General features: G+C 35.3%; 28 protein-coding genes. 25 read left to right on the top strand and 3 right to left on the bottom strand.

Going from position 1 to position 26117, the window contains the following annotated elements; translation table 11 throughout:
• Positions 1 to 3 precede the first annotated feature (3 nt).
• A complete protein-coding gene (pyrR, locus tag BN358_RS07025) occupies positions 4 to 534 on the top strand; it encodes a bifunctional pyr operon transcriptional regulator/uracil phosphoribosyltransferase PyrR (protein ID WP_019228521.1) in 531 nt (176 codons plus the stop codon).
• Positions 535 to 564: 30 nt separating this feature from the next.
• Entirely contained in the window at positions 565 to 891 is a 327-nt protein-coding gene (locus BN358_RS07020) for a hypothetical protein (protein WP_019228520.1), read from the top strand.
• Between the two features lie 44 nt (positions 892 to 935).
• Here the strand turns inward: BN358_RS07020 and BN358_RS07015 are convergent, their stop codons facing one another.
• Positions 936 to 2687, bottom strand: coding sequence for an NFACT family protein (locus BN358_RS07015; RefSeq protein WP_019228519.1), 1752 nt, complete (start codon positions 2685 to 2687; stop codon positions 936 to 938).
• A gap of 272 nt (positions 2688 to 2959) precedes the next feature.
• On the opposite strand from BN358_RS07015, the gene BN358_RS07010 reads away from it, so the two are divergent.
• From BN358_RS07010 to BN358_RS06935, 16 genes are all read left to right on the top strand, one after another.
• Complete coding sequence (locus tag BN358_RS07010) at positions 2960 to 3847, top strand: YicC/YloC family endoribonuclease (RefSeq protein WP_019228518.1); 888 nt, start codon at positions 2960 to 2962, stop codon at positions 3845 to 3847.
• An 8-nt stretch (positions 3848 to 3855) separates the two neighbouring features.
• The gene (locus BN358_RS07005; RefSeq protein WP_019228517.1) at positions 3856 to 4113 is read left to right on the top strand and encodes a DUF370 domain-containing protein; all 258 of its coding nucleotides are present in this window, start codon (positions 3856 to 3858) and stop codon (positions 4111 to 4113) included.
• 12 nt (positions 4114 to 4125) lie between these two features.
• Positions 4126 to 4731: a guanylate kinase gene (gmk, locus tag BN358_RS07000; protein WP_019228516.1), complete on the top strand. Its 606-nt coding sequence runs from the start codon at positions 4126 to 4128 to the stop codon at positions 4729 to 4731.
• A 1-nt stretch (position 4732) separates the two neighbouring features.
• Complete coding sequence (gene rpoZ, locus BN358_RS22795) at positions 4733 to 5032, top strand: DNA-directed RNA polymerase subunit omega (RefSeq protein ID WP_019228515.1); 300 nt, start codon at positions 4733 to 4735, stop codon at positions 5030 to 5032.
• A 54-nt stretch (positions 5033 to 5086) separates the two neighbouring features.
• Complete coding sequence (priA, locus tag BN358_RS06990) at positions 5087 to 7507, top strand: primosomal protein N' (protein ID WP_019228514.1); 2421 nt, start codon at positions 5087 to 5089, stop codon at positions 7505 to 7507.
• Between the two features lie 8 nt (positions 7508 to 7515).
• Positions 7516 to 7959, top strand: coding sequence for a peptide deformylase (gene def, locus BN358_RS06985; protein WP_019228513.1), 444 nt, complete (start codon positions 7516 to 7518; stop codon positions 7957 to 7959).
• An 8-nt stretch (positions 7960 to 7967) separates the two neighbouring features.
• Entirely contained in the window at positions 7968 to 8897 is a 930-nt protein-coding gene (gene fmt / locus BN358_RS06980) for a methionyl-tRNA formyltransferase (RefSeq protein ID WP_019228512.1), read from the top strand.
• A gap of 28 nt (positions 8898 to 8925) precedes the next feature.
• Positions 8926 to 10254, top strand: coding sequence for a 16S rRNA (cytosine(967)-C(5))-methyltransferase RsmB (gene rsmB, locus BN358_RS06975; protein WP_019228511.1), 1329 nt, complete (start codon positions 8926 to 8928; stop codon positions 10252 to 10254).
• A gap of 44 nt (positions 10255 to 10298) precedes the next feature.
• Entirely contained in the window at positions 10299 to 11327 is a 1029-nt protein-coding gene (gene rlmN / locus BN358_RS06970) for a 23S rRNA (adenine(2503)-C(2))-methyltransferase RlmN (RefSeq protein WP_019228510.1), read from the top strand.
• Positions 11328 to 11335: 8 nt separating this feature from the next.
• Complete coding sequence (locus BN358_RS06965) at positions 11336 to 12088, top strand: Stp1/IreP family PP2C-type Ser/Thr phosphatase (protein ID WP_019228509.1); 753 nt, start codon at positions 11336 to 11338, stop codon at positions 12086 to 12088.
• Positions 12078 to 14126, top strand: coding sequence for a Stk1 family PASTA domain-containing Ser/Thr kinase (gene pknB / locus BN358_RS06960; RefSeq protein WP_019228508.1), 2049 nt, complete (start codon positions 12078 to 12080; stop codon positions 14124 to 14126). Before BN358_RS06965 ends, pknB begins: the two co-directional genes overlap by 11 nt.
• Before the next feature lie 8 nt (positions 14127 to 14134).
• Complete coding sequence (gene rsgA / locus BN358_RS06955) at positions 14135 to 15016, top strand: ribosome small subunit-dependent GTPase A (RefSeq protein WP_019228507.1); 882 nt, start codon at positions 14135 to 14137, stop codon at positions 15014 to 15016.
• 8 nt (positions 15017 to 15024) lie between these two features.
• Positions 15025 to 15684 carry a ribulose-phosphate 3-epimerase gene (rpe, locus tag BN358_RS06950; protein WP_019228506.1) on the top strand — a complete coding sequence of 220 codons (660 nt, stop codon included), beginning with the start codon at positions 15025 to 15027 and terminating at the stop codon, positions 15682 to 15684.
• Positions 15684 to 16319, top strand: a complete 636-nt coding sequence (locus BN358_RS06945) for a thiamine diphosphokinase (RefSeq protein ID WP_019228505.1) — start codon at positions 15684 to 15686, stop codon at positions 16317 to 16319. Before rpe ends, BN358_RS06945 begins: the two co-directional genes overlap by 1 nt.
• A gap of 21 nt (positions 16320 to 16340) precedes the next feature.
• Complete coding sequence (gene asnS / locus BN358_RS06940; RefSeq protein ID WP_019228504.1) at positions 16341 to 17729, top strand: asparagine--tRNA ligase; 1389 nt, start codon at positions 16341 to 16343, stop codon at positions 17727 to 17729.
• A gap of 154 nt (positions 17730 to 17883) precedes the next feature.
• Positions 17884 to 18081 carry a hypothetical protein gene (locus tag BN358_RS06935; protein WP_019228503.1) on the top strand — a complete coding sequence of 66 codons (198 nt, stop codon included), beginning with the start codon at positions 17884 to 17886 and terminating at the stop codon, positions 18079 to 18081.
• Positions 18082 to 18148: 67 nt separating this feature from the next.
• Here BN358_RS06935 and rpmB read toward each other — a convergent pair whose 3' ends face one another.
• Positions 18149 to 18340, bottom strand: coding sequence for a 50S ribosomal protein L28 (rpmB, locus tag BN358_RS06930; RefSeq protein WP_019228502.1), 192 nt, complete (start codon positions 18338 to 18340; stop codon positions 18149 to 18151).
• 270 nt (positions 18341 to 18610) lie between these two features.
• On the opposite strand from rpmB, the gene BN358_RS06925 reads away from it, so the two are divergent.
• From BN358_RS06925 to BN358_RS06900, 6 genes are all read left to right on the top strand, one after another.
• Positions 18611 to 18967, top strand: a complete 357-nt coding sequence (locus BN358_RS06925) for an Asp23/Gls24 family envelope stress response protein (protein ID WP_019228501.1) — start codon at positions 18611 to 18613, stop codon at positions 18965 to 18967.
• Between the two features lie 13 nt (positions 18968 to 18980).
• Positions 18981 to 20597: a DAK2 domain-containing protein gene (locus tag BN358_RS06920; RefSeq protein ID WP_019228500.1), complete on the top strand. Its 1617-nt coding sequence runs from the start codon at positions 18981 to 18983 to the stop codon at positions 20595 to 20597.
• A gap of 150 nt (positions 20598 to 20747) precedes the next feature.
• The gene (gene recG / locus BN358_RS06915; protein ID WP_019228499.1) at positions 20748 to 22802 is read left to right on the top strand and encodes an ATP-dependent DNA helicase RecG; all 2055 of its coding nucleotides are present in this window, start codon (positions 20748 to 20750) and stop codon (positions 22800 to 22802) included.
• Positions 22803 to 22833: 31 nt separating this feature from the next.
• The gene (gene rsmD / locus BN358_RS06910) at positions 22834 to 23394 is read left to right on the top strand and encodes a 16S rRNA (guanine(966)-N(2))-methyltransferase RsmD (RefSeq protein WP_019228498.1); all 561 of its coding nucleotides are present in this window, start codon (positions 22834 to 22836) and stop codon (positions 23392 to 23394) included.
• Positions 23395 to 23871 carry a pantetheine-phosphate adenylyltransferase gene (gene coaD / locus BN358_RS06905; RefSeq protein ID WP_019228497.1) on the top strand — a complete coding sequence of 159 codons (477 nt, stop codon included), beginning with the start codon at positions 23395 to 23397 and terminating at the stop codon, positions 23869 to 23871. It abuts the gene before it with no gap.
• Positions 23872 to 23873: 2 nt separating this feature from the next.
• Positions 23874 to 24320, top strand: a complete 447-nt coding sequence (locus tag BN358_RS06900; RefSeq protein WP_019228496.1) for a hypothetical protein — start codon at positions 23874 to 23876, stop codon at positions 24318 to 24320.
• Positions 24321 to 24508: 188 nt separating this feature from the next.
• On the opposite strand, the gene BN358_RS06895 is transcribed toward BN358_RS06900, so the two are convergent.
• Positions 24509 to 25123, bottom strand: a complete 615-nt coding sequence (locus BN358_RS06895) for a hydrolase (RefSeq protein ID WP_232233045.1) — start codon at positions 25121 to 25123, stop codon at positions 24509 to 24511.
• 317 nt (positions 25124 to 25440) lie between these two features.
• Between BN358_RS06895 and BN358_RS06890 the strand changes: the two genes are divergently transcribed.
• Positions 25441 to 26034 (top strand): GNAT family N-acetyltransferase, encoded by a 594-nt coding sequence (locus tag BN358_RS06890; protein WP_019228494.1) that lies wholly within the window; start codon positions 25441 to 25443, stop codon positions 26032 to 26034.
• Positions 26035 to 26117: the final 83 nt, after the last annotated feature.

The raw sequence follows: 26117 nt of genomic DNA, 5'->3' as shown, positions 1-26117 counted from the left end.
TCAATGAAAGCAAAAGCTTTGATAATGGATGAAAAAGCTATAGAAAGAGCCGTTTTTAGAATTGCCCATGAAATTATAGAAAAAAATAAAGGCGTTGACAATGTTGTGCTTGTTGGAATTAAAACCAGGGGATGGCCTTTGTCTTTAAGATTTGCAAAAAAAATAGAAGAAATTGAAGGCTCAAAGGTTCCTGTTTTTCCGCTGGACATAACATATTACAGAGATGACGTAGAAAAGGACGATATGGCTCCCATGTCTGTAAAAAGTTTTGATTTTGACATAAAAGACAAGACTGTGGTCCTTGTTGATGACGTTCTTTATACAGGAAGAACCGTGAGGGCTGCACTTGATGCCATAGTTGACAGGGGAAGACCAAAGAATGTTGAGCTGGCAGTTTTAATAGACAGAGGCCATAGAGAGCTTCCAATACGTGCTGATTTCATCGGCAAAAATGTTCCAACATCAAGAAGCGAAAGAATTAGTGTTCATCTTGAAGAAACAGACGGAACAAGCCAGGTGCTCATTAACGAATAATTTTAATGATATAATCATCATGGAGAGAGTATGTACAAATATTTTTATGTAGTCAAAATGTGGGTGAACGTCCTGCTAATAGGAGCCTTAAACTTTTTCATTTTTTTTGATGATGTAGACTATGCCGTATATTCACTTGCTGCAATTGTGGTAACGCAAATTTTGTTTGCACTTACAAAAAAATATAAGTTTCCTCAGGAACACGAAGAAAAAAACAACACGGTGCTTCAGGTTCTCATGATATTGTCATTGTGGGCAGGATTGTATGTAAACAGACTGTTTTTACTGGGCGCATGGATTATTTACGTTGTTATAGAAGCAATAATGTATGTTGCTGTAAAAGAATATTTTTATTGAAAGAGTAAAAACTGCCAAGGAAAATGAAAATCCTTGGCAGTTTTTTATTGTTTTAAGTTTATCCCTGAAATATCAGGCTCCACAAGCATGGAGTAGTTTGTGTCATATATTACAAAGCCTGGCTTTGCTCCGGCAGGTTTTTTGACGTTTGACTTTTTTGTGTAGTCAACTTCTACAAAACCAGAATTTTTGCCTTTGCTGTAAAATGCAGCAACCTTTGCAGCTTCCACATATTCATCATCTTCAAGTTCATCACCGTTTGTTTTTATTATTACGTGAGAACCGGGCATGTCTTTTGCGTGGAACCAGTAATCTTCCTTTTTTCCTATTTTAAATGTGAGCATATCGTTTTGAATGTTATTTTTTCCAACAATTATTTCATGTCCTTTTGATGAAACATATGTTGTAAATTCTGTCTTGTATTCTTTTGATTTCTTTATTTTTCCCTTTTTCTTCATAAAACCTTCAGCAATAAGTTCGGTGTATATGTCGTCTAAATCCTCTGTTGTTTCACAGGATTCAATTGAATACAATATGTTTTCAAGGTACTTAATTTCTGACAGCGAAGTTTCAATAAATTTCTGCAGCTCTTCTTCAGCATTTTTCAGCTTATTGTACCTTTTGAAAAATTTCTGGCTGTTTTGGTTCAGGTTAAGTTTCGGATCCAGGGGAATTGTAATTTCCTTCATTTCCGGGTCGTAGTAATTTACAACTTTCAGCTTGTGATTTTCAGGTGTCATGTGAAGGTTTGCTATTATAAGTTCTCCGTATACCCTGTATTTGTCACGGTCTTCAGCATTTAACAGCTCATTTCTCTGTTTTTCAACCTTTTTTTTGTCTCTGTCTATTTTTGTGTTTAGACTTTTCAGGAGGCTTGAAACTTTCTGATTAATTTTATTCTTGTTATCCTGTTCGAAATAATAATCATCAAGCATGTTGCCCGGCGATGCATAGTTTTTTTTGTCCATGGAATTAAGATATTCTACGTCAAGACAGTAAAAGTCAAACAATTGCTTTTTTTCATCAAAAAATACATTGAAAGTATATTCGCCTTTTTTAGTCTTTTCAAATACACTGTCAAATGCAGCCCATAATCTTTCTTTTTGAAGTTCAGAGACTTCTCCCATATAGGTGCTTTCATTGATTTTTGCCAAAAAACAGATTTCCTTGCTTATGAAAGGACTCATTCCTAAGAAATTTTTATAAAAAAAGTCATAGACGTACATACCTTTAAAAGAACTGCTAACTTCTTCGTAAAACTTTTCTTTGTCTGTCTCAAGTGGATTTGTTTTATCAGCAGGGGGAGTGACGTACACAAGTCCCGGATAAACCTGCCTTACGCTGCTAACATTTTCTGCAACTCTTTTTATGGAGTCGATTATAATCCTTGAGTTTTTATTTATGAATATTATGTTGCTATGTTTTCCCATTATTTCAATAATCAATGATTTATGCACAGTTGTGTCAAGCTCATCCTTACACTCAAAAGAAATTTCAAGTATTCTGTCCATATTGATCTGACTTACTTCCGTTATGTGAGCACCTGTGAGATGTTTTCTAAGTAGCATGCAAAACATGGGAGGCTGCTCGGGATTTTTCCTAGTAACGTCAGTGAGATGAATTCGGGGACTGCTGCTTGCGGCAGTCAAAAGCAGTTTATAATTTTCTCCACTGTTTCTTAGGGAAATTATTATTTCATTTTTATCAGGCTGGTAAATTTTATCAACCCTTGCACCTAGTAATTTATTGTTAAGTTCATTATGTATGCTATGTAAAAAAATACCGTCTAAAGACATATTACCCTCCTATCAATTAATAATTAAGAGTTAAGAATTATGAATTAAATGAAAATTTAAGCGAAGCTTAAATTAACCAAAATTATTAATTATTCATTGTTAATTCTTCATTAATATTAGTATTGTACAGCAAAAAGCTTATTATGTCATGGAAATTATTTATTTTTTGTTTACTATTTGCATTTTGATGTTATAATAGGAATAAATAAGAAAGTCGCTCTGCGGCTTTAATAATAAATATGCACTTATAAATAAAAATATTGGAGATTAAAATGGCTAATATAATAAGTATGACCGGTTACGGCAAAGGCGAACACAATGACGGCAAAAGAAGCATCACTGCTGAAATAAAGACAATCAACAACAGATATTGCGATATAAACATTAAAACACCAAGACATTTGCGCTTTTTTGAAGATAATATCAGAAAAATCTTGAAAAACGGAGTGCAAAGGGGTAGAATAGACGTATATATCAATATTGACTACATAAGTGAATCAGATACTGTCATAGTTCCGAATATGTGCCTGGCAAAACAGTATAAAGACGCCATTGATGAAATCAGAAATGAACTGAATATTACAAGCAGTGCATCCCTTGATACAATAATAAAATTCCAGGATGTACTTGTGGCTAAGGAAGACACTCAAGACGAAGAAGAGCTTCGCATATGTGTTGAAGCTGCCATGAACAATGCTGTTAAGAATCTTATTGCAATGAGGCTTATTGAAGGTGAACAGCTGGAAGGCGATATTAGGTCAAGCATGGCAAAAATTCTTGAGCTCATGGATGAAATCGCCAAGAATTCGGGAACAATTGTACAGGACTACAAAACAAAGTTTGAAGCAAGAATAAAGGAACTTCTGGGAAGCACCTATGAATTGGATGAAAACAGATTATACAATGAAATAGTCATATATGCGGATAAAAGCGATATAAACGAAGAAATAGTAAGATTTAAATCTCACATGTCTCAGCTTGATGCAGCTCTTAGAACAGGTGGGTCTGTAGGAAGAAAACTTGATTTTATTATTCAGGAAGCAAACAGAGAAATAAACACCATAGGTTCTAAGATCGGAAACCTGGATATAATTCAAATGGTTATTGAAATAAAAAACCTTCTGGAAAAAGTCAGAGAACAAATACAAAACATAGAATAGGAGATAATATGTCAAATAATACTATTAACATAGGATTTGGTAATATAGCATTGTCAAATAGAATTATTGCAATTGTTAGTCCCGAGTCAGCACCTATAAAGCGTGTTATACAGGAAACAAGGGAAAAAGGAAAACTAATTGATGCAACATATGGAAGAAAAACAAGGGCTGTAATAATAACAGACTGCGAATATGTTATTTTGTCAGCTATTCAGCCTGACACAATGGCTCAGAGGTTTGATAACAACAACCACAATATAAAGTAACAGAGGTGTACAATGGACGACGGATTATTAGTGGTGATATCAGGACCTTCAGGTGCAGGCAAGGGAACTATCTGCTCAAGGCTTAAGGAAGAATTCAAGGATTTAAAAGTCTCGGTGTCGGCTACTACAAGAAAACCAAGAGAAGGTGAAGAAGAAGGAATAAGCTATTTTTTTATAAATGAAGAAGATTTTATAAAAAGAATAAATAATAATGAATTTCTCGAATATGCTAAAGTGTACGGGAATTATTACGGAACTCCCAAGAGCGAAGTATTCAGACAGCTTGAGGAAGGAAATGATATAATTCTTGAAATAGATATTCAAGGAGCATTGCAGGTCAAGAAAAACTATCCAAAGGGCGTCTTCATTTTCATCCTGCCGCCTTCTTTGTCAGAACTCAACAAGAGAATAGAAAACAGAGGAACTGACTCAAAGGAAGTTATAATGAAAAGAATGCAGTGCGCTTACGATGAGCTTAACTATGCTTTCGAATATGACTATGTGGTTGTAAACGATGAGGTTGAGACTGCAGTTGATAAAATAAAGCACATCATATTTGCGGAAAAAAACCGTGCTGTAAGAAAGAAAGCAATAATAAACAAAATAAGAGAGGTATAATATGAAAAAAATTTCCATAGATAAACTAAATGACATGGTTGACAGCAGCTATTCACTTGTAACAATTATTTCAAAAAGAGCAAGACAGATAATTGACGGTTCTGATATTCTCATTAAAACTCCTACAAATAAACCGGTGGGAATTGCCATAGAAGAGTTTTATGACCATCAGTTTGATGCAATTTACAATTATGATCAGTTTAAAAAAGAACAAGAAGAAAAAGAAGCTTTAGAATTAGAAAATTCAGAATCTGAAGATTCAAATGAAGAATTAGATATACAAGAGGAAGATGAACAATAAATATAATCAGTCTGTTGACTGATTTTTTTCTGTATATCTGATATCGGGGGTAACATGTATAATATTTGTGTGCAGCTAATTTTAAACAACAATTCAAAAAGCACGGATCAGCTATACACCTACGGTGTTCCGGCTGAATTTGAAGAAAAAGTCCAGCCAGGAAAAAGAGCTACTGTCAATTTCGGAAGAAACAGGCATATTATTGATGGTCTAATAGTTTCAGTGTCATCATCATGGGACATTCCGGACAATAAAATCAAAAGCATTATTGATGTAATAGATGATATGCCGGTGGTGTCTTTAGAGATGATAAAGCTTATATCATGGATAAGAGAAAGATATGTGTGCAAGTATTCTGATGCCGTAAAACTCATGATACCATCCATGATTAAGTACGAGCACAGCATTTTAATCAGTGCAAAAGAAGAATTGTTCGCTGAAATATCATTGAGCGAAAAAGAAAAGTCACTGCTTGAAATAATTAAAAATGGATCAATTGAACTTGAGAAACTGAAAAAAAATTATGCAGGAAAAGACATTTACGCACTTCTTGACAGCCTGAAGGATAAAAACATAATAGACATGACAAGCAGTGAGCAGCAAAGTGGGAAAAGATCCTATGAAAAGCTGTTAAGCCTCAGGGAACATAAGCCCATAGATGAATATGACATAAACAAAACACCCAGCCAGATTAAAATAATAAATTACCTGAAACAAAACAAAAAAGTCAATATCAAAAAAATAATAAATGAATTGGATGTATCTCCAGCAGTAATAAACAACCTCCTTAAAAAAGAAATTTTAACTCAAGACCTTGTTTTGTACGAAGAGGAAGAAGAAACAAAAAAGGAAGAAGCTCTCATGCTTAATGAAGAGCAAAGATATGCCTGTGAAGACATATTAAATTCCAAAAATAATGTTTTTCTTCTCCATGGAGTAACTGGAAGCGGAAAAACCGAAGTTTACATGAATGTCATAGAGTATTACAGAAAACAAAACAAACAATCAATTGTGCTTGTACCTGAAATTTCTCTCACAGTACAGACAATCGAACGCTTTAAAAAAAGATTCGGCAATAAGATTGCGGTTTTTCACAGCAAACTTGGTAAAAAAGAAAAATTTATTCAGTGGAACAAGGTATACAACAAGGAAGTTGATGTTATAATAGGTGCAAGATCTGCAATATTTGCTCCCGTTAAAGATTTAGGGGTTATAATAATAGATGAGGAACATGAAGACAGCTATGTGTCAAGCACAACTCCAAAATACGATACAATAGAAGTTGCCATAAGGATGTCTGTTATTTTAAACGCGAAAGTAGTGCTTGGCTCTGCTACTCCTTCTCTAAACACATACTCAATGGTACTAAAAAATCAAGTTGAGCTTCTTGAACTTAATCAAAGAGCCAAGAACAGTGAAATGCCTGATGTTAAAATAATTGACATGTCAAAGGAACTTGATAAAGGAAACAACACTATCATAAGTGAAAAACTTTATGAAAGCATAAGGTTATCCTTAGGAAAAAAGGAACAGGTTATTTTATTCCTAAACAAAAGAGGATATTCGGGATTTGTTTCCTGTAAAAAATGCGGATACGTGGCAAAATGTGACCACTGTGATGTTTCCATGACATACCATATTAAGGGAAATGTTCTTAAATGTCATTACTGCGGCAGGACAAGAATAATGTCATATACATGTCCCAAGTGCGGCAGCGATAAAATAGAGCAGTTCAGCGCCGGAACTCAGCAGGTTGAAAACCTTGTGAAAAAACTGTTTCCAAAAGCCAATACAGCCAGGATGGACGTGGATTCCATGTCAGGAAAGTTTAGCTACGAAAACATATACAATGATTTCAAAGATGGAAAAATTGATATACTGATTGGAACTCAAATGCTTGCAAAGGGATTCGATTTTCCGGAAGTTACAACTGTTGGAGTTTTGTCGGCAGATGCTCTTTTAAACCTTCCATTTTACAATTCAAGCGAAAAAACATTCCAACTCATAACTCAGGTGAGCGGAAGGGCCGGCAGAGGTAACAAAAAGGGAAAGGTGTTCATTCAGACATATGAGCCGGAAAATTATATAATCAATGCTGCGAAAAAAAACGATTATGAAATGTTTATGAAGGAAGAATTGCGCTTAAGAAAAGAATTTGCTTTTCCTCCATTTATAAATATAATAAATATATGTGTGATTTCAAAAAATGAAAAACTTGCAGTTGATACTGCCAATGAAAAATATTATGAGCTGCAAATAAAAGTTAAAGACATGGTAAAGGAAAGGATGGTATTGTTGTACAGACCAATACCACATTCTATTTACAAAGTAAATGATGAGTACAGGATAAACTTGTTCCTGAAGGTTTCAAGACGCAGTCTGCAGGATGTAAAAGACATCATGCGAACTGTTTACTTGGACAAAGACATTGAAAATATAAAAATAAGCATCAACATTAACACTGATACAGTATAGGAGGAAATATGGCTTTAAGAAATTTAAGATTTAACGGAGACGAAATATTAAGAAAAAGAAGCAGAGAAGTAAGTGTCATTGACAATAAAATAAAGATGCTTCTTAATGACATGATTGATACAATGTATGAAAATGACGGTGTGGGACTTGCTGCTCCACAGGTAGGGATTTTGAAAAGAGTGGTAACTATAGACGTTGATGACGGTAACATTTACAAAATGATAAATCCAAAGATTTTAAAATCTTCAGGAGAACAAACCGATCAAGAAGGGTGTCTCAGTGTACCGGAAACAAAGGGAATGGTAAAAAGACCTATGAATGTTACTGCAGTATACACAGATGAAGATGGCAATGAAGTAACAGTTGAAGCTGAAGGGCTTTTAGCAAGAGCAATATGTCATGAAATTGATCACCTTGACGGCGTGTTATTCATTGACAGAACAGAAAAATAGGTGATAATATGAAAGTTATATTTATGGGAACACCTGATTTTGCAGTTCCGACACTGACGAAGCTTCACGAAAGCGGTCATGAAATAAAACTTGTTGTGACCCAGCCAGACAAACCGTCAGGAAGAGGGAAAAAATTAAAAAAATCAGCTGTTAAGGAAAAAGCAGAACAGTTAGGGCTAAATGTTTTTCAGCCGGATAAAATCAAAAAAAGTGAAAATATAGGGGTTTTGAGGTCTTGTGATGCAGAAGTCATTGTTGTTGTTGCTTACGGACAGTTATTAAGCAAGGAAATTCTTGACATGCCTAAATTTGGCTGCATCAACGTCCATGCATCAATTCTTCCTAAATTAAGAGGCGCGGCTCCATTAAACTGGGCACTCATAAACGGCCATAAGCACGCAGGTGTCACAACAATGATGATGGATGTTGGACTTGATACAGGCGACATGCTTCTTAAGGATGAAATTGAAGTTGACAGATATATGAACGTAGGACAGCTTCACGACATTCTCATGGAAAGGGGAGCACAGCTTCTTATAAAAACTCTTAATAAAATACAAGACAATTCAATAACAAGAACAAAACAGGATGAAACTCTTTCAACATACGCTCCAATGCTTAACAAAGAAACTCAAAGAATCAATTGGCATGACAGCGCAGAAAATATACATAATTTAATCCGGGGACTTTCTCCGTGGCCAACTGCATTTTTCAGTCTTGATGGCAAATTTGTTAAAGTGTATGGCTCTGATTTCAATGATGAAGAAACCCGACATGAACCCGGATATGTTGAGAAGGTTCAAAAGGATGGAATTTACGTATCATGCAAGACTGGAACACTTATTATTAAGGAAATTCAGATGCCGGGTAAAAATAAGGTGGAAGTTGAAGCATATTTAAGGGGAAACAATTTTCCGGAAAATGTGATTCTCAAATGATAAATTTAAATAAGCTACCGAGGTACATATGGACAGCTACAGAATAAAGGTTGTAGAAACATTAAAAAAAATATTCAAGGATAAATCCTATTCAAACATTGTAATAAGCAATGACATAAGAAATATAGATTTAAGGCATCAGGCTCTTTACAGGAAATCTGTACTTGGTGTTGTAGAACATTTGATGTTTATCGACTGGATAATAAATCAAATGTCAAACACCAAGACAAAAAAAATGGAGACAGATGTTCTTGTTGTGCTTCGCCTTGCTGTATATCAGATGTTTTTCCTCGACAACTCTTATGAAAACATGGTTGTGAGCGAATCAGTGCAGTACATTAAGGACAAGGGAAACATAAGGGCATCAAAATTTGTGAATGGTGTATTAAGAAACATATTAAGACAAAAAAAAGAACTGCTTGAAAAAATGGAACATTTACCAGGGGAAGAATATTTAAGCGTAAAATATTCATACCCCACTGAACTGATAAAAAGGTGGCAGCTGCAGTTTGGAAAGGACAAAATCGAAGAAGTTTTATCTTTAAACAATGCTGAAGCTCCCCTTGAAATAAGAGTGAACAACATGAAAGTTTCAAGAGATGAACTTTTGAAAATTTTCAATGAAAAAGGGATAATTGCAGAAAAATGCAAATATGCTCATAAAGGAATACGAATTTTAAATCCTATTGAAACAGACAAGACCGAAGAATACAAAAAAGGTCTTTTTTCCATACAAAGCGAAAGTTCCATGCTGGCCGGACAAATATTAAATCCGGCTGAAGACAGCTTTGTTATAGACATGTGTGCAGCTCCTGGAGGCAAATCTTTAAACGCTTCAGAAATTATGAACAACACAGGGAAAATCTTAAGCAGGGACATTTATCCGGGAAAACTTTCACTCATTGAAAAAGAAAAACAAAGGCTTGGAATAAACAATATAAAAGCTGAAGCATATGATGCCACAGTTACTGATGAGACATTGATTGAAAAGGCTGATTTCATAATTGCCGATGTACCTTGTTCAGGACTTGGAATAATAAGACGAAAACCTGAAATCAAGTACAACAGGACAGAAGCTGAAATAAAAGAAATTTCAAAAATACAGTTAAAAATACTTGAAAATGCTGCTAAATACCTGAAAAGGGGTGGAATGATGGTGTATTCCACATGCACAACAAACAAGGAAGAAAATCTCGACATTGTTATGGAATTTTTAAAGCATAACAAAGATTTTGCACTGGAAGATTTTTCAGACAGAATAAATGACTTTCCTGATGCAAAAAAAGGATACATAGAAATATATTCACACGTTCATGGTATGGACGGCTTTTTTATTGCGAAAATTAAAAGGTTATGATATAATTTGGGCAACTGTACGAGATTAAACAAGAAGGTAAATATATGATAAAAATAGATGAGTTAAGCTTTGAAGAACTGGAAAAGGCAATGACAGAACTTGGTGAGCCGAAATTTAAAGCCAAACAGATTTTTGACTGGATACATGAAAAGACTGTTGACTCTTTCGACAAAATGTCAAATGTAAGCAAGAAGACAAAAGAAGAGCTTGCAAAAAAATATGAATTTACAAAATCAACAATAGAATTGAAGCTTGAGTCCAAGCTGGATGAAACAAAAAAATATGTTATTATGTTTGAGGACGGCAATGTGGTCGAAAGCGTGTATTTGAAATACAAGTTTGGAAACACCGCATGCATTTCATCCCAGGTGGGATGCAAAATGGGCTGTCATTTTTGTGCATCTACAAAAAACGGATTTTTAAGAAATCTCACTGCAGCCGAAATGCTCAGACAAATATATCTTATTCAGGAAGATACAGGGGAAAAAATATCAAATGTTGTAATAATGGGCTCCGGAGAACCTCTGGACAATTATGACAATGTAATAAGATTTTTAAAACTTATAAATGATGAAAGAGGTCAAAATATCTCCATGAGGAAAATTACTCTTTCAACCTGCGGTATAGTACCAAATATTTATAAGCTTGCGGATGAAGATATACCAATCACATTAGCCATATCACTACATGCTCCTTCTCAGGAAAAAAGAGAGGAAATACTTCCAACAGCAAAGAAGTACAAACTTCCCGAGCTTATGAAAGCCTGCGACCACTACATTAATTCCACAGGAAGAAGACTTACATTTGAATATATAATGATTAAAGGCTTCAATGATTCTCCTGAAGATGCAATGATGCTTTCTCATCTTTTGAAAAACAAGCTTGCAAATGTTAATTTAATACCATGTAACTATGTGAAGGAGGCCGACATAAAGCCTTCTGAAAATCTAAATATAGAAAAATTTAAAAAATTGCTGACAGAAAACGGAATAAATGCCACAGTTAGAAGAGAACTTGGTAGCGACATCAATGCTGCATGCGGTCAGCTCAGAAATAATTTTTTAAAAATATGAGGTGCCTTATGAAGGTGTACTATGAAACGAACAAGGGATTAAAGAGGGAAAACAATGAAGACAATTTAATAGTTGAAGAAACAAATAGGTATAACCTTTATGCTGTTGCTGACGGCATGGGCGGACACAAGGCTGGGGAAGTAGCAAGCTCAATAGCCATTGACACCATAAGAGAATGCTTCAAACAGGACTGTGAAAAAGAAAATTTTCTTCCGCCGTCATTTATAATGAAAAGCGTGGAAGAAGCAAATACTAAAATAAGAAAAGAAGCCCTTGTGAAAGATGAGTGCAACGGAATGGGAACTACTGTTACCATGGCTGTTATAGATTTTGAAATGAACATTGCGTACATAGGAAATGTTGGAGACAGCAGAGCATATGTAATAAGAGGCAATGAAATTACTCAGCTCACAGACGATCACACATATGTGAACGAACTTTTGAAGGATGGTAAAATAACAAAGGGAGAAGCAAAGCATCATCCCAAAAGGAATGTTATTACAAGAGCTGTAGGCAGCGAAGAAACTGTACAGGCAGATATATTTGAAATAGAAATTTTTGAAAATGATGTGATTTTATTGTGCACCGACGGTCTGACAACTCATTTGTCAGACGAAAAGATTCTTGAAACCATAATGGAGTACGGCTCTTCTTCAAGCGTGCAGAAACTGATAAAAATGGCCAACGATAATGGAGGAACTGATAATATTACCATAATTATTGTTGACAATATCACTAGAGGTGAAGCTTATGATAGGTAGAATATTAGGAAATAGATATGAAATTATAGAAAAAATAGGCGGCGGAGGAATGTCTAATGTTTATAAGGCAAGATGCAATGTCTTAAATCGCTTTGTAGCCATTAAAATACTTAGGGACGAACTCATATCAGACCCTGATTTTGTTGCAAAGTTCAAACAGGAATCACTTTCAGCAGCAAGTCTGGCTCATCCTAATATTGTAAACATTTATGATACGGGAATCGAGGGAGATATTTATTATATTGTTATGGAGTATGTAAAGGGAGAAACCCTGAAAAAATACATCAACAAAAAAGGAAGACTTTCAGAAACTGAAAGTTTGAAAATTTCACGTCAGGTTGCTGAAGCGTTAAAGCATGCCCATTCAAACAACATAGTCCACCGGGACATAAAGCCTCACAACATTCTTTTAACTGAAGAAGGAATTGCAAAGGTAACTGATTTCGGAATTGCCAGAGCTGCCACAAGCTCCACAATAAACAACACTTCAAATGTCATCGGTTCAGTTCATTATTTTTCTCCTGAGCAGGCCCGTGGCGGATATGTTGATGACAAATCCGACATTTATTCACTGGGCATTGTAATGTATGAAATGATAACAGGTGTTGTACCTTTCGATGCAGACAATCATATTTCTGTTGCAATGAAACAAATACAGGAAAAACCGGTACCTCCTTCAAAGAAAGTTAAAAATCTTCAAATATCAAAGGGATTTGAAGACATAATAATGAAGTGCCTCGAAAAGCACCAGAGCTTCAGATTTCAAAATACTGATGAATTAATAAGAAAACTTGATTCATTGAACGGAATTTCATCATCCGTTAAAACAGAGGAAGAAATAATTGATTCACCTACAATGGTTTTGCCTGTCATAGGTGACATTAATGAAAATAAAGTAATTGACATCGACATAATAGACGAAGAGTCGGACAATGCATTCAGAAGCTTTTTCGGAGAAACCGATTCGACGGACAATCAGGATAAACATAAGGAAAAAAAGACAGACATGGAAGATAAAGCACAAAAAAGCAAAAATACAAAAATTACAGTGGCTGCAATTTTAAGCGCATTGGTTGTTGCTTTAATAGGAGGAGTAATTGCCTTCAAGGCATTTTTATATGTGCCTGAAATAACCGTTCCAAACTTAATCGGAAGAAATGAAGATGAAGCAAAACAAATTGTAGAAGGCTTAGGCTTGGAGTTTAAGGTATCTGACAGACAATTTTCAACGGAGTTCAAGGAAGGTGAAGTAATTGAACAAAGTGTGGATGAAGGCGCAAAGCTTAAGGAAGATTATCCTCTTGAAGTTGTTGTGAGCATGGGTGTAAAGGAAATAACTGTTCCAAACCTTGTTGGAAGATATGCAATCGAAGCAGGAATAATACTTGCTGATGCAGGGCTTTCTGAAGGAAGAGTCACTGAAGAAAATTCAGACAAATATGCTGCCGGTCAGATTATTGAACAGTATCCAACAGCAAACAATCCAGCTGAAGCAAAGGATAAAGTTGACTATGTTGTAAGCTTGGGACCGAAGGTTGTTTATGTGAAGATGCCAAATCTTGCAGGGCTTGCTCTTGAAACTGCAAAACTTCTCATAGTACAGAACAATCTTGCAGTAGGAGAAGTCACTGAAGAGCCAAGTGATGAAGTACCAGCAGGCCAGGTCATGAGACAAAGTGTTACTGCCGGACAGGAAGTAGAACAGGGAACATCAATATGGATGACCGTAAGCTCAGGAAAAGCTGAAGAACCCGGCACAGAAGAACCGGGAACCGAACCTGGCACACAGGAACCGGGAACAGAAGAACCAACATATGAAGGAATATATCCTTTGACTATTGCTCTTCCAAAAGACAAGGATAAAGTAACTGTAGTTATTCAGAGAGTTACAGACGGCGGACGTGAAGTTGTTTATTCACAGGAGGTTAAAACTTCAGAGCAGAGTATAATTGTAAACCTAAAAGGTTCAGGAATACAGGTGTATGAAATTTTTATGGATAATGAGCCGTATGTAACAAAAGAAATAAATTTTGAATAGGAGCTGTTATGATTGATGGTATCATTATAAGAGGCGTAGGTGGAAACTACTGCGTTGATACAGGAGAAAAATTAATCGAATGCAGAGCCAGAGGACTGTTCAGGATTAAAAATATAAAACCCCTGGTTGGTGACAGGGTCAAGATAAGAATAACAGAAGAAGATGAAAATAGCGGTTATATTGAGGAAATTGAGGACAGATTCAATGAAATAAAAAGACCGCCCATTGCAAATGCAGAGCAGCTGTTGATATTTTTCGCAGTTACAAATCCCGAACCCAGCTTTCTTCTTCTAGACAAACTTTTGATTGCTGCTGAAATAAACAACCTTAAGCCAGTTATCTGTTTCAACAAATGTGATCTGGCAGATGATGAAAAAAAGATAGAACTTGAACAAATTTTTATAAACACAGGCTACAAGGTGATTTTTACAAGCAAGAAGGATGAAAATTCCATTGAAAAATTAAAAGAAATATTAAAGGATAAATTAAGTGTTTTTTCAGGACCGTCAGGTGTAGGAAAATCATCAATCATGAACGCCGTCCAGCCTGATTTTCAGCTTAAGACAGGTGAAATAAGCGATAAGCTGAAAAGAGGAAGACACACCACCCGCCATGCGGAAATTTACAAACTTAGCTTTGGAGGATACGTTGTTGACACTCCCGGCTTCAGTTCATTTGAATTGTCAGGAATAGGCGAATATGAACTCAAGGAATATTATCCTGAAATAAAGAAATTTGATGAAGGCTGCAGATTTGCTGATTGTCTTCACAACAAAGAACCAAATTGTGTAATAAAGGACTCCGTCAGTGAAGGTAAAATAAGTGAAACTCGTTTTGCCAACTACAGAAGACTTTTAGAAGAAATACAAAAGGCTAAAAAAATTTACTAGGAGGTACCATGAATAAGCTATCACCATCCATATTGTCTGCTGATTTTTCAAAGCTTGGAGAAGAAATAAAGCTTGTTGAAGCAGGCGGAGCAGAATATATTCATATAGATGTAATGGACGGACATTTTGTTCCAAACATAACAATAGGTCCGGACGTTGTGAAGTCTCTGAGGAAAACAACGGAACTGACATTTGATGTCCATCTCATGATTGAAAGTCCGGACAATTTCATTGAAGATTTTTATAATGCGGGAGCAGACATAATAACTGTCCACCAGGAATCTTGTATTCATCTTCACAGAACAATACAAAAAATAAAATCCTACGGATTAAAAGCAGGTGTTTCAATAAATCCTGCAACTCCTGTAAGCACTCTAAAAGATATTATAAGAGATGTTGACATGGTTCTAATAATGAGCGTCAATCCGGGATTTGGCGGACAAAGTCTCATAGAAAACGTGAAATACAAGTTTTTTGAACTTAAGTCAATGATTGATGAATTAAATCTTCACGTGGATATAGAAATTGACGGCGGCGTTACCCTTAACAATTTAGAGGAAGTGTTGAGCTGGGGAGTTAATGTAATAGTGGCTGGCTCGGCAATTTACAAGGCTAAAGATGTCGCTGAAGAAACAAGGAAGTTTAAAAAAATAATGGAGTCAAAATAATGGTTGCACTTATTATTGCAAACGGCGATGACGTTGACAAAACTTCTCTTGAAAATATAAACATTGATTATGTCATATGCGCTGACGGAGGGCTTGAAAAGGCTGAAAAGCTTCAGGTCGTTCCGGATTTGATCATTGGAGATTTCGATTCCGTTCATGGGGATGTTCTTGAAAAATATAAAAGAAGTTCTGAAATCATGAAATACCCTGCAGAAAAAGATTTTACAGACATGGAATTGTCAATTGAAATAGCTGTAAAAAAAGGCTTCAGGGATATACTGTTGGTTGGAGCCACAGGCGGACCAAGACTTGACCATTCTCTTGCTAACATGATGCTGCTTGAGAAATATTATAAATTAGGTATAAACATCATCATAGTTGACAACAACAACAAAATACAAATAATTTCAGACAACTGTAATATGCTGCTAGACAAAAAAAGAGAAACTTTTGTGTCTCTTATACCGCTTACTGAAGAAATAAACGGACTAACCCTTGAAGGATTCAAGTATCCTTTGGACAGGGTGGTTGTAAAAAGAGGATCTACACTTTGTGTAAGCAATGAAATAATTTCAGACAATGGAAGAATAATACTTGAAGGAGGAACGGCACTGCTGTTTATTTCAAGGGATTAAAATATAAACCTAGGAGGATTCATGAAGGCAATAGACTTTAGAGATTTATTCAAATCTTATGAAAATTACAATGAAAAAGAAATAGAAATTGAAGGATGGATCAGGACCATAAGAGATTCCAAAAATTTTGGATTTATAGAATTAAATGACGGTACATATATGAAAAATGTGCAGGTTGTTTTTGAAAGCCACCTGGAAAATTTCGAAGAAGTTAAGAAGTATTCTACAGGCAGCGCAATTTCAGTAAAAGGCATACTTGTTATGACTCCTGAAGCAAAGCAGCCATTTGAAATAAAAGCTACAGAAATAGTTATGGAAGGCGAATCAGATTCAAGCTATCCTCTTCAGAAAAAGAGACATTCTCTTGAATACTTGAGAACCATTGCTCACTTAAGACCCAGAACAAATACATTTTCTGCAGTTTTCAGGGTTAGAAGCCTTGCAGCATTTGCAATACATAAGTTTTTTAACGAGAGAGGATTTGTGTACGCTCATCCGCCAATCATAACAGCAAGTGATGCTGAAGGAGCAGGAGAAATGTTCAGAGTTACTGCTCTTGACCTTGAAAACATTGAAAAGGTTGACGGAAAAACAGACTATACAAAGGACTTCTTCGGAAAATCAGCAAACCTTACAGTAAGCGGACAACTTGAAGCAGAAATATTTGCACTGGCATTTAAGAATGTGTACACATTCGGACCTACATTCAGAGCAGAAAATTCAAATACAACAAGACATGCTGCTGAATTCTGGATGATTGAGCCTGAAATAGCTTTTGCAGATCTTAGTGACAACATGCAGCTTGCTGAAGACATGGTTAAGTATGTTGTGAATTATGTATTGGAAAATGCTAAGGAAGAAATGGAGTTTTTCAACAGTTTTGTTGAAAAAGGACTTCTTGACAAGCTTGACAATGTTGTAAGTTCAGAATTCGGAAGAATAGACTACACTGATGCCATTGAAATTCTCATGAAAAACAATGACAATTTTGATTATCCCGTTCAGTGGGGAACAGACATCCAGACAGAACATGAAAGATATTTATCAGAAGTAATATTTAAGAAACCGGTCTTTGTAATAAATTATCCAAAGGAAATAAAAGCATTTTATATGCGCATGAATGAAGATGACAAGACTGTTGCTGCCATGGACCTTCTTGTTCCTGGAATAGGAGAACTTATTGGTGGATCCCAAAGAGAAGAACGCCTTGACATGCTGGAAAAAAGAATGGAAGAAATGGGAGTGCCGAAGGAAGACATGTGGTGGTACTTAGAGCTTAGAAAGTACGGCGGAGTTAAGCATGCAGGATACGGTCTTGGATTTGAAAGACTAATAATGTACCTTACTGGCATGGGCAACATAAGAGACGTTATACCATTCCCTAGAACTCCTAAAAATGCAGAATTCTAGTTGCATAGAAAAGATTATCGATTAATTAAATGGACAATTAAAAAGATACGCAAAAAATGAATTTTATGCGTATCTTTTTTTATTGCTTTGAATACAATGTACAAAGGCATTGAGAATTTAAATTGCTCATACCAATCCATATCCGGAGGTACTTATGAATTATTTCAAACGCAAAAGCAAATGCTGTCCATCTAATAATAAATTTAAATTTAAATTTACTGAAATTCTTGGACTTATGATTGCTGTAATAGGAGCTATTATTGTTGTACAGATTCTGCCGGTTAAAATTTGGCTTTTTATTCTTGGAATGCTGCTTATAATATTGGGCAGCACCCTGTTCAAGCTCCTTTGATTTAATGAATATTTTATTATTGTGCAAAAAATAAAAATAATGGCGTAAGCCACTATTTATTATTGCCTTATATAGCACGTTGTACTTTTCCAGATCTCATGCATCTTGTACAAACAAACTTTTTAGAAGAAACTCCGTTTTCCACAACATTAATTCTTCTTACGTTTGGTTTCCATGTTCTTCTTATTTTTCTATCAGAATGTGTTATACTGTTTCCTGATATAGATCCTTTTCCGCATACTTCACAAAACTTAGCCATGCTATACACCTCCCATTTATCTAAACATTTACTATCTATCTATTTGCTTAAACAGAATCTGTTTAACAATTTTAACTTTATAATTCTACCATTAAAATATAAATATTGCAATATTAAATTTAAATTAGTATAATAAAAATGCTTATTTTTATTATAATCGCCCGGACTAAGCGTTTTCGTCCATATTTTGTTTGTAAAATTGTAATAAAAAGGTTATAATAAGCTAGCTAATTAAATAATATTTAAGAAATTAAAATATAGGAGGGTAATATGTCAGTTAATATGTCAAATGAAAATGGAAATATAATAATAGATGATCAAGTATTTGCTACTCTTGCCGGGTTAGCTGCTATGGAATGTTACGGCGTTGTAGGTATGGCTTCCAAAAATGCAACTGAAGGAATCTTTGAACTTTTAAAAAGAGAACAGCTTACTAAGGGAATAAAAGTAACTGCCGCAGAAGATAAAATCAACATAGATTTGTATATAGTGCTGCAATACGGAGTTAAAATTTCTGTGGTGGCAGACAATATTATTTCTAGGATAAAGTACAGCGTGGAGAATTTTTCAGGTGTTTTTGTAAATAATGTGAATATTTTTGTGCAGGGCGTCAGAGTACAAAAATAATTAGGAGGCTAAAATGAATATAAAATATATTGATAATATTACTTTTAAAAAGATGCTTTTAGGTGCTGCCGCAAACCTTGAAAACAACAAGGCAATAGTGGACTCCCTGAACGTATTTCCAGTTCCTGACGGAGACACAGGCACAAATATGAACCTTACTGTTCAATCTGCAATGAAGGAAATAAGTTCATTGTCTGAAAGCACAATAGTCCATATTGCTGAAGCAGCAGCCAATGGCTCTTTGATGGGAGCAAGAGGGAACTCAGGAGTAATATTATCACAGTTGTTCAGAGGCATGTCAAAAGGACTTGCAGGAGCAGTAAAAATTGACTGCAAAGTAATAGCTGAAGCGTTCAAGTCAGCTTCTGACACTGCATACAAGGCTGTAATGAGGCCTGTTGAAGGAACTATTTTAACAGTGGCAAGGGAAACAGCAGAAAAAGCAATGGAAGTGTACGCAGATTATGATGACGCTGATGCTTTTTTGGAAATGTTAATTGAACAAGCAAAGGACACTTTAAGGCGCACACCTGAAATGCTCAAGGTTTTAAAGCAGGCAGATGTAGTGGATGCAGGAGGAAAAGGTCTTGTATTTTTGCTTGAAGGAGCTCTTTCAGCACTCAGAGGAGTTGAAATAAAACAGGAAAAATCAGAAATGCAAATAGTTGAAACTGCAGTGGAATTAGAAGAGTTCACCAGTGAAGATGAAATCATATTTGCATACTGTACAGAATTTTTTATAAAAAATCCAAAGGGAACATCTGATGATTTCTTAAGTAAAATCTATGATAAGGGTGATTCCATTGTTTGTGTTGGAAATGAAAGTCTTATAAAAACTCACATACATACAAACAATCCAGGACAGATTCTTGCAATTGCAGTTAAATATGGAGAACTTTCCAAAATAAAAATAGATAACATGAAGGAACAGTTCAGGGAAAGAGTTAAAAATTCAAAGAAAAGTCAGGAAAAGAAAAAATATGGCTTTGTTTCCATAGGCATGGGTGAAGGAATCAAAAAAGTATTCACTGACCTTAACGTGGATGTTTTCTTGTCAGGGGGACAGACTATGAACCCAAGCACTGAAGACATATTTGATGCTGCTGAAAACATAAATGCTGACCATATAATAATATTCCCAAACAATGGAAACATAATACTTGCTGCAACTCAGGCCAAGGAAATTTCTAAAAAAGACATTCATGTTATTCCAAGCAAGAGCATTCCTCAGGGAATCACAGCACTGCTTGCATTCAAGGAAGAAAGTGATGTTGAAGAAAATGTAAAGGCCATGACAGAAGCAGTGAAGGAAGTTAAGACAGGGCAGGTAACTTATGCTGTAAGAGACACTGTGTTCAACGACATGGAAATTAAAAAAGATGAAATAATAGCACTTTCTGATGGAGACATAGTTTCACACGGAAACAGTCCTGAAGATGAAGCAATAGAACTCATCAAGGAAATGGTTGACGAGGACAGCTTCCTGGTTACATTGTTTTATGGCGACAGCGTAGACAAAAAGACAGCTGAAGAAATGAAGGAAAGAATTGAAGAAATTGCTGAGGAATGTGACGTTGAAATAATATACGGAGGCCAGCCTCTGTATTATTATATCATTTCAGTTGAATAATCTTCTTGCTGACTGATATGAATCAACTAATAAAATCTATAAATTAAGAATTAAGAGTGAAGAATTAAATGAAGAATTTGTGCGGTGCACAAATTCAACCAATAATTCTTAATTCTTAATTTTTAACTCTTAATTATTTGAGGAGTGCGTATGCTGGATGTTAATATTCAGTTTTTAAAGGGAGTGGGTCCGGCCAGAGCTGAAAAACTTCATAGATTGGGCATATACACAATCAAGGATTTGCTTGATTATTTTCCTTTGAAATATGAAGACAGAAGATTTGTGAAAAACATAATAGATGTTGAAGACGGCCAAAAGTGCCTTTTAAAGGTTCAGCTTTTTGAGCAGCCTAAAAATACAAGAGTCAGAAAAAATATGAACATTATAAAGGCTGTTGTAAAAGATGACACAGGATTTGTAGCACTGACATTTTTCAACCAGGATTTTTTAATGGATAAGCTTGTTCTTGATAAGTGGTACTATGCGTTTGGTGTGATTAAACAGTCTTTAGGTAAACTTGAACTCATAAATCCTGAAATAGAGTTTTGTGAAAAAGACTGGAAAGCAAGTAAAATAACCCCTATATACGGCCTCACATATGGCCTTACAAACAATGAGCTTACAAAACTAACAAGACTTGCACTGGAATTATATTATGACAAAATTGAAGATGTTGTTCCCGATGATATAAGGGAACAGCACAATCTGATACATAGAAAGACTGCAATAAAAAATCTTCATTTTCCTGAAAACGGAAGGAAGTATAACCAGGCCAAAAGGTCAATGGCTTTTGAAAAGCTTCTTATAATGCAGCTTGGTCTCTTGTCAATAAAAAGCAGCTTAAGAAGCAGTTTTTCAGGCAATGTTATAAACAATACGGAAATTTCAGACAAGCTCATGGAAAAAGTTCCTTATGAGCTTACTCTTGCGCAGAAAAAAGTTATAGATGAAATCAAAGAAGATTTGAAAAAGCAAAAACCAATGAACAGGCTTGTTCAAGGTGATGTGGGTTCTGGAAAAACAGTGGTTGCCATTTACGCCATTCTTTCTGCTGTGGGGTCAGGATATCAATCTTCCATGATGGCTCCCACAGAAATTCTTGCACTGCAGCATTATGATACAATAATGGAATACCTTAAGATGGCAGATTTAAACATCAACGTTGCCTTTTTATCAGGTTCCACAAAAGCCAAAGAAAAGAAAAAAATTCTTGAAGATCTTAAAAATGGTGAAATACAAATTATAGTTGGAACACATGCCCTCATTGAAAAAGGCGTTGAGTTTAAAAATATAGGACTGGTGGTAACAGATGAACAGCACCGTTTTGGAGTAAGACAAAGGGCAATGATATCAAACAAGGGAAACAACCCCGATATACTTGTAATGACTGCAACTCCCATACCAAGGACATTGGCTCTCATGATTTACGGCGACCTTGACATTTCAATCATAGATGAAATGCCTCCTGGAAGACAAAAGGTTATTACTACAGTCTTAAAGCAAAGTGAAAAACAAAAGGCATATGACTTCATAAGAGCTCAGGTTGCTGAAGGAAGACAATCATACATAGTTGCACCACTGGTGGAAGAATCAGAAACAATGGAGCTTGATTCAGCCGTTGAAATATTCAATACACTTAAAGATTCTCATTTTTCTGACTTGAAATTAGGTCTTTTGCATGGAAAAATGAACAGCAGGGATAAGGAAAAAATAATAAATGAATTTTATGAGGGTAAAATAAGTGTACTGGTATCAACAACAGTAATAGAAGTAGGCGTAAATGTGCCAAATTCTGTTGTAATGCTTGTTTTAAACGCTGAAAGATTCGGACTTGCTCAGCTTCACCAGCTCAGGGGAAGAGTGGGAAGAGGAAAGTATCAGTCTTATTGTATTCTGGTAAATGAAAACAAGTCAAAAAAATCAGCTGACAGAATGAATATTTTAAAAAAGACAGACAACGGATTTTTAGTGGCAGAAGAGGATTTGAAAATAAGAGGACCGGGAGACTTTTTCGGAACAAGACAGCATGGCTTGTCAAAATATGAAATACAAAATATAATAAATGATGTGGAAGTTGTAAAAGAAGTTCAGGAGCTTTCAAAAAACATGCTTGCTGAAAATCCGGGACTTCATGGAAAAAATTTTGAAAATTTAAAAAAAGAAATTATGAATTTGTTCAGAGATGAAAACATCATTTTCAATTGAGGTTCATTTTTAGAAAGATAGAGGATAACGTATGAGAATTATTTCCGGAACCAACAAGGGAAAAAAGCTGTATGCGCCTGAAGGAATGTCTGTAAGACCCACAAGCGATAAAATCAAGGAAGCCATATTCAACATTATAGGATACATAGACGAGGATTCAAATGTTCTTGACTTGTTTGCAGGTTCCGGAAATGTTGGTATAGAATTTCTCGCAAGAGGTGCAAAAAGCTGCACGTTTGTGGACTTGTCCAATAAAAGTCTTATGTTTGTGAGAAAGAACCTGGAACTCTGCAATTTTAAAGACAGGGCGAAAGTTGTGCAAAGCGATTATGAAAAGGCAATTGAAAACTTTGCAGCAAAAGATGAAAAATTTGACTACATTTTTGCAGATCCCCCTTACGACTTGAACTGCGGAGCAAATATTGCAAAGAAAGTGTTTGGACATAATATTTTAAAACCCGGTGGAATGCTTGTGATTGAAACAGACAAATCAGAAATAGTAATTGAATGTCTTGATACTAATGTGATAAAATATAAAGAAAAAATCTATGGAAGAACAAGAATCAGCATTATAGAATGCTCGGAGGAATAAATGAAAGTTTTGTATGCAGGCAGCTTTGACCCCATTACATGCGGCCATCTTGATCTCATAAAAAGGTGCTCTGAAAAATTTGACGATGTTGTTGTTACAGTTTTCAACAATGTTGCTAAAAAATATATGTTCACCTGTGAAGAAAGAGTTGAATTTGTAAAAGGTGCAGTAAGCGGTTTAAAAAATGTGACTGTTGATAGTTCCAGCGAAATGGTAGCGAATTATTGCAGAAAAAATGATATTAAAATTGTTATAAGAGGACTAAGAGCTGTATCCGATTACGAATATGAACTCAGCATGTCTGCTTATAACAAGTTTTTAAATGAAAACTTAGAAACGGTGTTCATGGTGTCTTCACCTGAATATTCATTTGTAAGCTCCAGCGGTGTTAAAGAAATTGCAAGATATGATGAAAAATTCAAAGAATTAGTGCCGGAAAATGTAGCAGAAGCACTAAGAAAAATAATGGGGAGGTAAAAATGGACATATTAAATTTATTGGAAAGAATAGAAGATATAATTGAAGAAGCTTCTAAGTTTCCCTTATCAAACAAGGTGATGATAGACAAGGATGAAATTTTAGAGGTTATCAATGAAATCAGACTGAAGCTGCCTGATGAAATAAACAGAGCTTCATGGGTTGCTAAGGAGCGCCAGAGAATTTTAAACGAAGCTCAGTCAGAAGCAGACGAACTTATTGAAAAGGTTCAGGACCAGCAAAGATATCTCATTGAAGACAATGAAATAACAAAACAAGCTCAAAAACATGCAAATCAGATTATTCAGGAAGCAGAAAGAAAAGCAAATGAAATGAAATTTGGTGCATATAGTTATAGCGATGAAATATTGTCCAAGCTTCAGGAAAAAATCGGAGAAATAAACCGTATAATAGAACAAAACAGAGAAGTTCTGAAAAACATGGATTAAATGGAATAAGTACATAAATAAAACCTGCTTAAGAAGTACAGACTATTGACAAACCCTGACGTTGTGATCTGAAACGTAGTGAAGAATCTCATCTTTGTTGAAAACATGAGATTCTTCGGGCTATGACTCAGAATGACAACGGAAAATACTTTGTCTTTTAAACTGACTACATAAGCAGGTTTTTTATTTTAAAATAGTTTTTCTCTGTAATTGTCCATAATTTCCGAAAAAAGCTCTCCTGTTGTGGGAGGAGTGAACGTTATGGTGTTGGCACCTGCGGCAATGGTTGCTGAAATATGCTCGGATTTAGGTCCGCCGGTTGCAATTATAGGAAAATTAGGATGTCTTTCACGGATGAGCCTTACGATTTTTGCTGTGTTTGCTCCGCCTGAAACATTGAATATTGAAGCCCCTGCTTCAATTCTTGACTCAAAATCTTCCTTTTCTGAAACAATTGTAATGATTATTGGAATGTCCAATCTTTTTTTCATTTCAGAAATAAGAGCGTTTGATGTTGGAGCGTTCATTACAACTCCGTAAGCTCCTGTGAGTTCTGCGTTGATGGCAATGTCTATGGACCTTTGTCCTGTTGTTATGCCTCCTCCCACACCTACAAAAACAGGAGCCGAAGAAAGCTCGATTATTGCCTGGTTTATGGCTATTTGAGGTGTGAAGGGATATACTGCAATAACCCCGTCTGCATTGTGATTTTTTACTATTGCTAAATCTGTTGTAAAAATAAGAGATTTTATTCTTTTTCCAAAAATGTTTATGCCGCTGGCATCATAAATTTCCTTGGGCATTTCAATAGGTTTCTTTTTAAGTACTGACTCTATGGTAGGTATGAATTTTTTATCTTTTTTTTCTGTATTGTTTCTCACAGCGTTGCTGTAATTGTCTTCTATGTTGCATTTAATGTAATTATCCATTCTTCCTCCAATATGTGTTTTATGTTGCGACGAAGTAATTTTTGTATCATTATTATATAATTATATTGACAAAAGCACAATTATTAAATTTCGACTAAATAAAGCTAGGCATTTTAGATTTTAAAATGTATAATGAACATAGTTTAAACAGCATATGCTGTATTAATTTTTGGCTAATGGGGAGATTACCAATGCAGCTTAATTCTGACAGTATTAACAGCGTCTTAAATCATACAGGTACTTTGAATTTAGAAACAGACAGGTTTATTTTGAGAAAATTTCATATTAGCGATGTTCATGATGTTTTCACAAACTGGGCAAGCGACAAGGACTCTGCTAAGTATAACGCATGGAGTGTACATACAAGCCAAGATGTAACAAAAGAATATGTTACCGAGTGGGTTGAGTGGTACAAGAAAAAAAATTATTACCACTGGGCCATTACAGACAAAGAAACTGAAGAAGTAATAGGATCTGTTTCTGTATCAAACATAAGAGAAAGAAAAAAATATTGCGAAATTGGATATACAGTTGCTCAGAAAAGATGGAATCAAGGCATTGCCACTGAAGTCCTGATAAAAGTGCTTGATTTTCTGACGGATGAAGTTGGATTTGAAACAATACGAGCGCTTCACGACATCAGGAACATTTCATCAGGAAGAGTCATGAAGAAGGCAGGAATGGTCTTTGTAAAAAACAAGACACAGATATTTTTAAGCGGACAGAATCTCGTTATGAAATGTTCGGTATATGAATATAAAAAAGTTAATCCGCAACTCCGGTAGGGAGACTATGTCGAGAACTTCCATATATTATAAAACTACTAAAATATTCAAAAAACAGTAATAATTTATTGCTTTTGAAAAGA

Source organism: Sedimentibacter sp. B4 (assembly GCF_000309315.1).
GTDB classification, from domain to species: Bacteria; Bacillota; Clostridia; order Tissierellales; family Sedimentibacteraceae; genus Sedimentibacter; species Sedimentibacter saalensis.
Note: the sequence above shows the minus strand (reverse complement) of the source record. Positions and strands in the feature narration are given on the sequence as shown.